Annotated in this window: 9 protein-coding genes; 6 read left to right on the top strand and 3 right to left on the bottom strand. The window is 61.8% G+C overall.

All coding sequences use genetic code 11. The features are described 5' to 3' along the window. Positions 1–12 precede the first annotated feature (12 nt). Positions 13–339 carry a hypothetical protein gene (locus Q0949_RS06570; protein WP_299369881.1) on the top strand — a complete coding sequence of 109 codons (327 nt, stop codon included), beginning with the start codon at positions 13–15 and terminating at the stop codon, positions 337–339. 41 nt (positions 340–380) lie between these two features. Here Q0949_RS06570 and gyrA read toward each other — a convergent pair whose 3' ends face one another. Beyond that, positions 381–3,086, bottom strand: coding sequence for a DNA gyrase subunit A (gyrA, locus tag Q0949_RS06565; RefSeq protein ID WP_299369879.1), 2,706 nt, complete (start codon positions 3,084–3,086; stop codon positions 381–383). Between the two features lie 231 nt (positions 3,087–3,317). Here gyrA and Q0949_RS06560 point away from each other — a divergent pair, with 231 nt between their 5' ends. Further along, positions 3,318–3,587, top strand: coding sequence for an usg protein (locus Q0949_RS06560; protein ID WP_299369877.1), 270 nt, complete (start codon positions 3,318–3,320; stop codon positions 3,585–3,587). 78 nt (positions 3,588–3,665) lie between these two features. On the opposite strand, the gene Q0949_RS06555 is transcribed toward Q0949_RS06560, so the two are convergent. Then, positions 3,666–4,607, bottom strand: coding sequence for a radical SAM protein (locus tag Q0949_RS06555; protein ID WP_299369876.1), 942 nt, complete (start codon positions 4,605–4,607; stop codon positions 3,666–3,668). Between the two features lie 190 nt (positions 4,608–4,797). Between Q0949_RS06555 and zwf the strand changes: the two genes are divergently transcribed. The 4 genes from zwf to Q0949_RS06535 all read left to right on the top strand — a co-directional run bounded on the left by zwf (position 4,798) and on the right by Q0949_RS06535 (position 10,270). Further along, a complete protein-coding gene (gene zwf / locus Q0949_RS06550) occupies positions 4,798–6,249 on the top strand; it encodes a glucose-6-phosphate dehydrogenase (protein ID WP_299369874.1) in 1,452 nt (483 codons plus the stop codon). Next, positions 6,246–6,914 carry a 6-phosphogluconolactonase gene (gene pgl / locus Q0949_RS06545; protein ID WP_299369872.1) on the top strand — a complete coding sequence of 223 codons (669 nt, stop codon included), beginning with the start codon at positions 6,246–6,248 and terminating at the stop codon, positions 6,912–6,914. The genes zwf and pgl overlap by 4 nt, the downstream gene beginning before the upstream one ends. A gap of 4 nt (positions 6,915–6,918) precedes the next feature. After that, a complete protein-coding gene (pgi, locus tag Q0949_RS06540) occupies positions 6,919–8,496 on the top strand; it encodes a glucose-6-phosphate isomerase (protein WP_299369870.1) in 1,578 nt (525 codons plus the stop codon). Between the two features lie 154 nt (positions 8,497–8,650). Further along, positions 8,651–10,270 carry a long-chain-fatty-acid--CoA ligase gene (locus Q0949_RS06535; protein WP_299369868.1) on the top strand — a complete coding sequence of 540 codons (1,620 nt, stop codon included), beginning with the start codon at positions 8,651–8,653 and terminating at the stop codon, positions 10,268–10,270. A gap of 58 nt (positions 10,271–10,328) precedes the next feature. On the opposite strand, the gene Q0949_RS06530 is transcribed toward Q0949_RS06535, so the two are convergent. Beyond that, complete coding sequence (locus Q0949_RS06530; protein ID WP_299369866.1) at positions 10,329–12,233, bottom strand: PhoX family phosphatase; 1,905 nt, start codon at positions 12,231–12,233, stop codon at positions 10,329–10,331. Positions 12,234–12,318: the final 85 nt, after the last annotated feature.

Below are 12,318 nucleotides of genomic sequence, written 5' to 3'. Positions count from 1 at the left end.
GGAGTGAACAGAATGAAACGCATGCTATGTGCTGCGGTTGCGGCCACATTGATGGGCGCACCTTTGGCTGCGCAGGAAACGACACAGCAAACCGTGTTGGGGGCCTCGGGCGACTCGGTCTATTCGGTGCGGGTTGTCGGTGCGAATGGCGAAAGCTATAACTGCCGTCCCAACATCGAGACCGTTGGTGGGCAGCTTGTGCGCCGTTGCCAACGTCTGAACGTTGTGAATGGGCAATTGCTGGGCGGGTCGCTGACGACCGGCGCTGCGGTTGCAGGCGCTGCGATTGTCCTGCTGGCGCTGGCTGCCGACAATTCGACCACAACCACAACCAACTGATAAATATCGGAGGAAGGCCAAAGCGGCCTTCCTCATTTTGCTCAGCTTTCTTCCGCGTCCTCGTCCGCCTGATCGGCGATCCATGCGACGCTGACGACTTCTTCATTCTTGCCGGTGTTGAAGACCTTGACCCCGCCCGCGCTGCGCGAGCGGAAGCTGATGCCATCCACGGGCACGCGGATCGATTGCCCCTTGGACGTGGCCAGCATGATCTGGTCATCCATGTCCACCGGGAAGGAGGCGATGATATCGCCTGTCTGCATCCGCTTGTCCCATGCCGTCACGCCCATGCCGCCGCGTCCGCGCAGGGGGTAGTCATGCGAGGATGACAGTTTGCCAGCCCCCCCCGCAGTGATGGTGAGGATCAGGTTTTCGGCCGCCGACATCTCGGCATAGCGGTCCTGTGGCAATGGCATGTCGGCGTTTCCGCCTTCGTCGTCCGTCATGTCCGGATCGTCCGCGATGCCCGCCATGGCGCGGCGCATCTTGAGATAGGCGGCGCGTTCGTCCGAGGTCGCCTCAAAGTGCCGAATGACGGACATCGACACCACGCGGTTGTCGCCCGACAGTTTGATCCCCCTCACACCGGTCGAGGCGCGGGAGTTGAACACCCGCACATCGTCAGCACGGAAGCGGATGGCGCGCCCGGCGTTTGTGACCAGCATTACGTCATCATCGTTGGCGGCAATGCGCGCGTTGATCAGCTTCCAGCCTTCGCTGTCGCCTTCGAACTTCATTGCGATCTTGCCGTTGGCTTTCACATTGGTGAAATCCGACAGCTTGTTGCGGCGCACAGTGCCGTGGTCGGTGGCAAAGACGACCTGCAGGTCATCCCATTCCTTTTCATCCCGGTCGACCGGCATGATGGCGGCGATACTGACCCCTTGGGGGATCGGCAGGATGTTGATAATCGCCTTGCCCTTGGACGTGCGGCCACCTTGCGGCAGGCGCCAGGTCTTGAGCTTGTAGACCATGCCGTCGGTGGTGAAGAACAGCAGTTGCGTATGCGTATTGGCGACGAAGAGGGTGGTGATCACGTCCTCTTCCTTGGTCTGCATGCCCGACACACCCTTGCCGCCGCGTTTCTGGCTGCGGAAATCGGCGAGCGGCGTGCGTTTGATATAGCCGCCCGAGGTGACGGTCACGACCATGTCCTCGCGCTCGATCAGATCCTCGTCTTCCATGTCGCCGGACCAATCGACGATCTCGGTGCGACGGGGGACTGCGAACAGTTCGCGGGTTTCCTTCAGCTCGTCGCCGATGATGCCCATGATCCGTTCGCGGCTGCCCAGAATCTCCAGGTATTCCTTGATCTTGCCTGCCAGTTCTTCAAGTTCGTCCGTGACTTCCTTGACGCCGATCTGGGTCAGACGTTGCAGACGCAGATCGAGGATCGCGCGGGCTTGTGTCTCGCTGAGGTTATAGGTGCCGTCCTCGTTCGCGGTGTGGGTCGGATCGTCGATCAGCGCGATGTAGGGCAGGATGTCCTGCGCAGGCCAGCGGCGTTCCATCAGCTTGGCGCGGGCGGCGGCGGCATCGGCGGATTGCCGGATGGTCGCCACGACCTCGTCGATATTGGTGACGGCAACGGCAAGGCCACAGAGGATGTGGCTGCGTTCGCGCGCCTTGCGCAGCTCGTAGGCGGTGCGGCGCGCGACAACTTCCTCGCGGAAGTCTATGAAACTGGTGAGAAAACGGCGCAGCGTGAGTTGTTCAGGTCGGCCGCCGTTCAGGGCCAGCATGTTGCAGCCAAAGGACGTCTGCATCGGCGTGAAGCGGAACAGCTGATTCAATACCACCTCGGCGGTGGCATCACGCTTGAGTTCGACGACGACGCGCACACCGTTGCGGTCAGATTCGTCCTGTACGTGGCTGATGCCTTCGATGCGCTTGTCGCGCGCGGCCTCGGCGATGCGTTCGATCATCGTGGCCTTGTTCACCTGATAGGGAATCTCATCGATTACAATGGCATAGCGGTCTTTCCTGATCTCTTCGACGCGGGTCTTGGAGCGGACGATGACACTGCCGCGTCCTTCGAGATAGGCTTTACGCGCGCCGGAGCGGCCCAGCATGATACCACCCGTGGGGAAGTCGGGTCCGGGCACGTAGTCGATCAGCTGTTCGCTGCTCAGGTCGGGATCCTCGATCAGGGCCAGGCAGGCGTCGACCACTTCGCCAAGGTTGTGCGGTGGGATGTTGGTGGCCATGCCGACCGCAATGCCGCCCGCACCGTTGACCAGCATGTTGGGGAAACGCGCGGGCAGAACCGTAGGCTCGCGGTCCTTGCCATCATAGTTGTCCTGAAAATCGACGGTGTCCTTGTCGATGTCGGCGAGGATGAAGGCGGCGGGCTTGTCCATCCGCACCTCGGTATAGCGCATGGCGGCGGGGTTATCACCGTCCATGGAGCCAAAGTTGCCCTGGCCGTCCAGCAGCGGCAGCGACATCGAGAAATCCTGCGCCATCCGTACCAGCGCGTCATAGATCGCAGAGTCGCCGTGAGGGTGGTATTTCCCCATGACGTCGCCCACGGGGCGCGCGGACTTGCGGTAGGACTTGTCGTGGCTGTTGCCCGTCTCGTGCATGGCATAGAGGATGCGACGGTGCACAGGTTTTAGGCCGTCCCTTAGATCGGGAATGGCGCGGCTGACGATGACAGACATGGCATAGTCCAGGTAGGACGTGCGCATTTCTTGTTCGATAGACACCGTGGGGCCGTCATAGGCGGGCCGTTCCGGCGGGGTCATTTCATCATCGTTTTCAGGGGGTTGTGGCGTGTCGTTCACGTGGGCCTGCCCGTTCTTTGCGTGGCTCTATATCTTGGGTCCCAGTCTATCAGAAACCACAGATCATGTGCAATGGCCGCTGCTGTGGTGCTGTTAGCAGCCGTGGGTGTTCGGTGCTAATCAACTGTTTTCATTGAAAATTAAACTGCGCTGAAGTGAGATGGCGGGCAACAGGCAAGAAAGGTAGATAATATGGCGGAAAGCGAGACTGAATTGATGCTGAAGGGCTATGGGCTGACGACGGCAGAGATGTTTTATCACATGCCCGATTATACGCATGTGCTGAATACGTTTGTCTGGCAGGATTATGATCTGGCGCCGGACCATCCGAGACTGTTCCGGTTCATCGATTTCTGGAAGGCAGAGATCGAGGGAATGCTGCATTCGGTGCGGTTTACCCATCGCAAGATGATTGCGCCGGGGGAGTGGCGGCATGTGACCGTGGAATTTACAGTGCACTGACCGGGTCGGGTGTTGCGTGTGCACTCTTTGCTGCGCAAATTCGCCCACCCACCACACCCGGGGGACCGGAGCCCCTTGTCAGGCGGAGCAGGAGGCGCCGCCGAGGACGCAGAATTTAGCGCAGTGCGGGTGGTTCAGTGATACGTCGCGTTCGGCATCCTGCAACGACGCGCCCAGCTCGAATTGTGGATCATAGGGCAGCAGAGTGCAGGCCAGGACGGCCGGCGTCGCGGCGCCCTTGCGTTTGACCACCATCCGGGACGAGGCGCACATGACGGCCTCGGGATGTTTGCCCAGAATGCCCCAGCAGGCGGTTGTGATTTCCGGCACCTCGACCGTTTCATCCATTTCGGGAAACAGAACGGTCATGCTCGGATCCTGCGCATCAATGTTCCAGCCATGCCCGGCGTAAAGTGCGGCATAGCCTGCGCGCGCTTCGGTCTCGCTTTCGGCCATTTCGACACGACCGGCCACGGCCAGCCGTGCACCGATGGAAGCCAGCCAGTTGATACCGGCGAGCGTCTTTTCAAATGTACCATCGCCGCGTTCGGCGTCGTGGATGTGGGCGGCGTGGTGATCGAGGCTGATCCTAAAGGTGAGCTTGGCGCCATAGGTAGCCACCAGTTCGGTCAGGCCTTCCTTGATCCTGGGTCGCATCATCGGCGCCATAGCGTTGGTTAGCACCAGCACGTCATAGCCGCGCACGAGGCTGCGGCCGAGCATGTCGAGAAAGGCGGGGTTCATGAACGGCTCACCCCCGGTAAAAGCAATCTCGCGCACATTCCAGGCGCGGGTTTCAAGCTGGTCGAGGTAGTCCGACACCTCATTCGCCGTCAGGTAGACCAGTGCGTCATTGGTGGGAGAACTTTCGATATAGCAATTCGTGCAGGCGATGTTGCAGAGCGTGCCGGTGTTGAACCACAGCGTTTCGGGATTGCTCAGCGACACGCGGGCCCTGTCTTCGCCCTTGGCCGTCACATCAGGGTTCTGAAATTTTCCCAGATTTGCGAGGTCTTTCATCGGGGCCGTCCTGTCAGTTTTTCGTGACAGTAGACCTAGGGCGTCGCGGGGCAAGTGGAAAGCGCGTCTGTGATCCCCTGACAGCTTTGTGATAGGCATATGGTCGCAAGGGGGGCGGGGCGTGTTTCCTGCGTTGAGTATGTCATTGAACTTGCGTATGTTTGCGCAAACATTCTGAGGAGCCAGAACCATGGTGTCGCGCGTCATTCCGGTGGACCCGTTTGATCTAGTTATCTTTGGCGGTACGGGCGATCTGGCCCGTCGCAAGATCCTGCCGGGGTTGTTCCGGCGGTTCTGTGCCGGGCAGATGCCCAAGGATGCGCGCATCATAGGTGCCGCACGGGCGGACATGGATGCGGCGGGGTACCGGGATATGGTCGCCGAGGCGATTGCCGAATTTGGCGGCGCGCGGGCCTGCGAGGACGGCACGCTGGAGGAATTTCTGGATCGTCTGGACTATGTGTCGATCGACGCGCGCGGCGAAAAGGGCTGGCAGGATCTGGCAGAGATGGTGCGCGGCGACGTGGTGCGGGCGTTCTATTTTTCGGTCGGCCCCAGCCTGTTCGGCGACTTGGCCGAGCGCTTGAACACCCATGGCATGACCGACGCTGCCACCCGTATCGTCGTGGAGAAACCGTTTGGCCGGGATCTGGCTTCGGCCAAGGCTTTGAACCGGGATCTGGCTGCGTATTTTGACGAAAGCCAGATTTACCGCATCGATCATTACCTGGGCAAGGAGACGGTGCAGAACCTGATGGCGGTGCGCTTTGGCAACATGCTGTTCGAGCCGCTGTGGAACAGCCAATACGTTGATCACATTCAGATCACCGTGGCCGAGACCGTGGGCGTGGGGGGGCGTGGCGAATATTACGACCGCTCGGGCGCCATGCGCGACATGGTGCAGAACCACCTGATGCAGCTGCTGTGCCTGATCGCGATGGAGCCGCCGTCGAAATTTGATCCCGACGCGGTGCGGGATGAAAAGCTCAAGGTGATCCGCGCCCTCGATGCGGTCGAGCCGCATCACATCGTGCGCGGTCAGTACGAGGCAGGTGCCGAGGGTCCGGGATACCGCGAAGAGGCGGGCGACCCGCGGTCGCGCACCGAAAGCTATATCGCGATGAAGGTCGGCATTTCGAACTGGCGGTGGGCGGGCACGCCGTTCTACCTGCGCACGGGCAAGCGGCTCAAGGCGCGGTCGAGCGAGATCACCGTTGTGTTCAAGGAGTTGAACCACTCGATCTTTGGCGAACAGCAGGATCATCGCAATGTCTTGTCCATCCGACTGCAACCGAACGAGGGCATCACGCTGGGCGTGACCATCAAGGAGCCGGGACCGGGTGGGATGCGTCTGGTGGACGTGCCCTTGGACATGACATTCGCGGATGCCCTGGGCGAGGAGGGCGCGGATCAGACCGATGCCTATGAACGTCTGATCATGGATGTGATCCGGGGCAACCAGACCCTGTTCATGCGCGGTGACGAGGTCGAGGCAGCCTGGGCCTGGACCGATCCGATCATCGAAGGTTGGGAAGCACGCGGCGATGTGCCAAAAACCTATGACAGCGGCAGCGAGGGCCCCGTGGATGCGGTGCAGATGCTGGCCCGCGACACACGTGTCTGGCGCAAGGTGGCCCCATGAACATCATCGAATATCCCGACCGCGAATTGCTTGCCATGGGTGTCGCGGACATTCTTGCCAGTGAGTTGAAGAACTGCCTGCTGGTGCACCAGTGGGCCTCTTTTGTGGTGCCCGGAGGCACGACTCCGGGGCCGATTTTTGACAGTCTGTGTGCTGCTGACCTCGATTGGGATCGGGTGCACGTCATGCTGAGCGACGAACGCTGGGTGCCCGAAGACCACGACCGGTCCAATGCCAAGCTGCTGCGCGCGCACCTGTTTCAGAGCCGCGCCGCAGAAGCGCGGTTCGTGCCGTTCTATACCGATGGCGAGACGCCTGCGTCGGCCGCACCCGGCCTGTCGGACCGCCTTGCCGAACAGGTGCCGGTTTCGGTGCTGTTCCTCGGCATGGGCGCGGATATGCACACCGCGTCGCTTTTCCCCGGTGCCGAAGGTTTGGCCGATATGCTCGCCGATGATGCACCGCTGGTCGTACCGGTTAGCGTGGCGGGGCAGGAGCCCCGCATTTCTTTGTCGGGGCCTGCATTGGCGGGTGCGATGGCCAAGCATCTTGTCATATACGGAGCGGAGAAGCGCGCGGCACTGGAGCGGGCGCAGACGCTGGATGCGACGCAGGCACCGATCAAGGTGGTGCTAAACGGGCTGACGGTACACTGGGCGGAGTAAGACGATGTGGAATGACCTCAAGGCGCGGGCAGCGCAGGCGGCAGAGCGGAAAATCCTGGACCTGTTCGATGCTGACCGCGCCGCGGATTTCGCGGTTCAGACGCAGCACATGCGCTTTGACTATGCCAAGACGAATATCGATGCGGGCACCCGTGACGCGCTGCTGAAATTGGCCGAGGACGCGGGCGTCGCTGCTCGCCGCGATGCGATGTTCGCCGGTGAAAAGGTTAATGAGACCGAAGGGCGCGCCGTTTTGCACACCGCTCTGCGCAACTTGGATGGCGGGTCGGTGCACGTGGATGGCACGGACGTCATGCCCGGGGTCCTTGAGACGCTGGATCGGATGGCCACATATGCGGACGAGGTGCGCGGAGGTCCGATCACGGATGTGGTGAATATCGGCATCGGTGGGTCTGACCTTGGGCCGTCGATGGCTGTGCAGGCCCTGTCGCCCTATCACGATGGGCCGCGTTGCCATTTCGTGTCCAATGTGGACGGTGCGCACATCGCGGACGTGCTCGAAGGCCTGAATGCCAAGACTACGCTTGTCATCGTGGCCTCGAAGACATTTACCACCATCGAAACCATGACCAACGCGCGCACCGCGCGGGCATGGATGGCGGACCATGGCGGCGATCCGGCCACGCAATTTGCGGCCCTGTCGACCGCACAGGACAAGACCTCGGATTTCGGCATCCCGTCGTCGCGCGTCTTCGGTTTCGAAGACTGGGTGGGCGGGCGCTATTCTATGTGGGGGCCCATCGGGCTGAGCCTGATGATCGCGATTGGCCCGGATGCGTTCCGCGCGTTCCTGCGTGGCGGCCAAGACATGGACCGGCATTTCTGTGCCGCGACCGGCACCGAGAACATGCCGCTGATGCTGGCGCTCGTGGGCATCTGGCACCGTCAGGTTCTGGGCCACGCCACGCGTGCGGTCCTTCCCTATGACCAGCGGTTGGGCCAGCTGCCCAACTATCTGCAACAGCTGGAAATGGAATCGAACGGCAAATCGGTGGACATGGCAGGCGCGCCGTTGCCCGTCGAAAGCGGGCCGGTTGTCTGGGGCGCACCCGGCACCAACGGGCAACACGCGTTTTACCAACTTATCCATCAGGGCACTGCTGTGATCCCGTGCGAATTTCTTGTGGCCTGCGCCGGTCACGAGGACGAGTTGAAACATCACCACGATCTGCTGGTTGCCAACTGCTTTGCCCAATCGGAGGCGCTTTTGAGGGGGCGCAACCTTGACGAGGCACGCGCCAAGGTCGTGGACAAGTTCGAGGGCGCGGAACTGGAGCGGCAAGCGGCACATCGCGTCTTTGCGGGCAACAGGCCATCCACCACGCTGATCTATCCCAAGCTGGATCCGTTCACGCTGGGCCAGATCATCGCGCTTTATGAGCACCGGGTGTTTGTTGAAGGGGTGATCCTTGGCATCAATTCCTACGACCAGTGGGGCGTCGAGCTGGGCAAGGAATTGGCCACGGCTTTGCAACCGGTGATCGAGGGCACGGCCACGGCCCATGACAAGGACGGGTCGACCCAGGCGCTTGTCGCCTATCTGCACGCCAACCGCGACTGATCCCCGGCGACTTGCTTGGCGCAAGGGAAAGCGCGCCGCGCGTCACGCCGCACTTGCATGGATGACCGCCCCTTGGCAGGGTTGCCCGCAGGGGAGGATCACCCGCGCGATTGGCGCGGCGGTCCCGCATGACAAAATACGCAGGGAGGCGCCGATGCTTGGCCAAATGATGAACTATCCGCTGACCATTCAGTCACTGGTCGACCATGCGGCGCGATACCATGCCGAGACAGAGATCGTGTCGGTCAACACCGCTGGCGGGGTGGAGATGGTAAATTGGGGGCAGGTCGGCGCCAATGCGCACCAGCTGGGCGACGCGCTGACGCAACTGGGTCTCGGGCCGCAGGCGCGCTGCGCGACCATCGCGTGGAACAACCGCCGCCATCTCGAGATCTACTTCGGCGTGTCGGGCGCGGGTCTTGTGTGCCACACGATCAACCCGCGGCTCTTTCCCGAACAGTTGGTGTATATCATCAACCACGCCGAAGATCGGGTGCTGTTTATCGACCGCACCTTTGTCCCGCTGGTCAAGGCGATCCGCGACAAGATCCCCGGCGTGGCGCATATCGTTCTGATGGAGGGACGCGACGATGCCTTGGCGGCCGAGATCGACGGCCTCGAATTCTATGACGAACTGATCGCCAAGGGTGCGCCCGATTTTGCCTGGCCCGAGTTCGACGAAAACATCGCCTCTTCGCTGTGCTACACATCCGGCACGACCGGCAACCCCAAAGGGGTGCTGTATTCGCACCGGTCGACTGTGCTGCACGCTTTTGCGTCCAACACGCGCGATTGCATCGGGTACTCGGCGCGTGACGTGGTGTTGCCGGTGGTGCCCATGTTCCATGTGAACGCGTGGGGCACGCCCTATGCCTGCGCGCAGGTGGGTGCGCGGATGGTGATGCCGGGGCCGGGTCTTGACGGGCCATCACTGGTCAAGCTGATCGATACGCACCGGGTCAACATTGCGCTTGGTGTGCCGACGATCTGGCTGGGCCTGCTGGGCGAGGCCAAGGCGTCGGGATCGCGGCTGGAGAGCTTGGAGCGCACCGTTGTTGGCGGCTCCGCGTGCCCGCCGTCGATGATCACAGCGTTCCGCGAGCAATATGGTGTCGAACTGATCCACGCCTGGGGCATGACCGAGATGTCGCCCCTGGGCACCTCCAACCAGCCGCTCGCCAAACACGCGGACCTGCCGATCGAGGCACAGCACGCCCTGCGCGAAAACCAGGGCCGCGCGCCCTGGGGTGTCGAGTTGGAGATCATGGACGACACAGGCCAGCCGCTGCCGCATGACGGTCAGGCGCAGGGCGCGCTGATGGTGCGCGGGCACTGGATCCTCAACAGCTATTTCCTCAAGTCGCGCGACGAGACGCTGACAGACGGGTGGTTCGACACGGGCGACGTCGCGACCATCGACGCGGACGGCTATCTGTCGATCAAGGACCGATCCAAGGACATCATCAAGTCAGGCGGCGAGTGGATTTCGTCGGTCGATCTTGAGAACATCGCCATCGCGCATCCCGGACTGGCGGATGCCGCCGTGATCGGTGCGCGGCACGAGAAATGGGATGAACGGCCGGTGCTGATTGCCGTGGCGGCGGAGGGGCAAAACCCGTCCGAGGCCGAGGTGCTGTCAATCTTTGACGACAAGATCGCCAAATGGCAGATCCCGGACAAGGTGGTGTTCACCGACGTATTGCCGCGCAATGCGACCGGCAAGGTGCTCAAGCGCAACCTGCGTGAGGCGTTCGGCGACGTTCTTATCGATTGAACTCCTTGGTGCTCAGGTGCCCCGTGCAGGGCACCTGAAATCATTTAGCCTTTGCCGATCACCCGATCAGCGCGCCATCGGTGCGTTTGACCGCCACGATGGACGACCGGGGCAGGGACCCGTCGCCATCCGGGAATGGTGCGGCGGGGTGCTGGATGCCCACGAACATCGTGCGGCGGTCGGCCGACCACGTCAGGCCCGTCACCTCGGACCCGTTCGGGCCCGTCAGGAAACGGCGTATTTCACCGGTAACTGGGTCGCCCGCCAGCATCTGGTTATTGCCCATGCCGGCAAAGTCACCTTCGTTGTCGTCATCACCGTCCGTCTGGATCCACATGATGCCAGTGCTGTCGAACTGCATCCCGTCGGGCGAGTTGAACATGTTGCCCGCGTTGATGTTGGACGACCCCTTGTAGGCGCCTTGCTGATTGGTCGGGTTGCCCGCCATCACGTAAAGGTCCCAGTCAAAGGTGTTGGCGGCGTGGGTGTCCCCGTGGGGACGCCAGCGCACGATCTGGCCATATTTGTTGGCCTCGCGCGGGTTCGGCCCGTTGGGGGACGTGTCATCACCGCCCGCATTCGGCTTGAGCCCGCGGTTCTTGTTGTTGGTCAGGCAGCAATAGCCCTCGACCGCCTGGGGGTTCACGGCGACCCATTCGGGACGGTCCATGGTGGTGGCCCCCACCTTGGAGGCGGCCATACGGCTGAAGATGGCGATCTCGGCCTCGGTCATGCCTGTGGCGGCGGGTGTCAGCGCGACCCATTCACCGGACATGTCGATGTCGAACCGGGCCACAAAGAGTTGGCCCTCGCTCAGCAGGGTCGAGGTGTCGCCACCGGGGACGTATTTGTCACGGCTCAGCCATTTGTACATGAACTCGCCCCGTTCATCGTCGCCCATATAGACGGCGACACGGCCATCCGGGGTCAGCGCGCAGGCGGCGTTTTCGTGTTTGAACCGGCCCAGTGCGGTATGCTTGACGGGTGTGCTGTCGGGATCGCTTGGGTCAATCTCGACGATATAGCCCGCGCGATGCGGTTCGTTCGGGTTCTTGGAGATGTCAAAGCGCGCGTCAAAGCCGTGGTAGTTGTAGCGGCCCGGATCCACATCCGTCTTGACGCCGTAGCGTTTGAACCCTGCGGCGGTGGCTTCGTCCAGCGTCGGTTCTTCGGTCGCGCCGAAGTAGCCGTTGAAGTTTTCTTCGCAGGTCAGATACGTGCCCCAGGGCGTGCGGCCAGAACCGCAGTTGTTGAATGTACCAAGCGATGCGGTCCCCGTGGGGTCGGCATCGGTTTTCAATAGGTCATGCCCGGCGGCTGGCCCGTCGATCTTCATCGGTGTGTTGTGGTGGATGCGGCGGTTGTAAGGGCTGTCGACGACGACCTCCCAGCCGTTTGCGCCTTCGGTGACTTCCATCACCGACACACCTTGGAAGTTCTGGAGCCGCTGGACGTCACCTGCCGACGCAGGTTTGCCGCCCTCGTTTTCGGGCAAGTTGGTCTTGGTGTTCACATATTCGCTGTTCACCGCGATCAGTTCGGTGCCGCCGCCGATATTGAACAGCTCCATTCCGTCGGTGTTTTCGCCGAACACACGGTCGGATCCTTCGGTGGGAATGCCCGTGGCCGGATCAAAGGCGGGCGCGTCGGAAAAGAGCGGATCGCCCCAGCGCACCAGCACCTTCCATTCGTAGCCTTCGGGCACGTGGACGGTGCCGTCTGTCTGGATAGGCAGCTGTTCAAAGGCAAAGCGGTCCGATTGCCCGGCCATCGCGGTCGTCCCGCGCAGCATCGACGTGCCCATAACCGCAGCACCTGAGCCGAACGCCAGAACGCCATTCACGAACCCGCGGCGCGAGATCGCCGTCTCGACGACGTCATCGAAGGCGCTGTGATCTGCGCGGGGAAAGTGCAGTTCGTCCCAATCGTCGGGGGACAACTCGGCTTGGTCGATATCTTTCATTCCTGGCTCCCATATGGCTGGATTTTCACGCAGTGCTGCGTGAGGCGCTCTCTAGCGGGCGATCCCAAAACATTTGTGACAGGTC

The organism is uncultured Tateyamaria sp. (genome assembly GCF_947487805.1).
Lineage (GTDB): Bacteria > Pseudomonadota > Alphaproteobacteria > Rhodobacterales > Rhodobacteraceae > Tateyamaria.
This window is presented reverse-complemented; position numbering and strand designations above follow the sequence as displayed.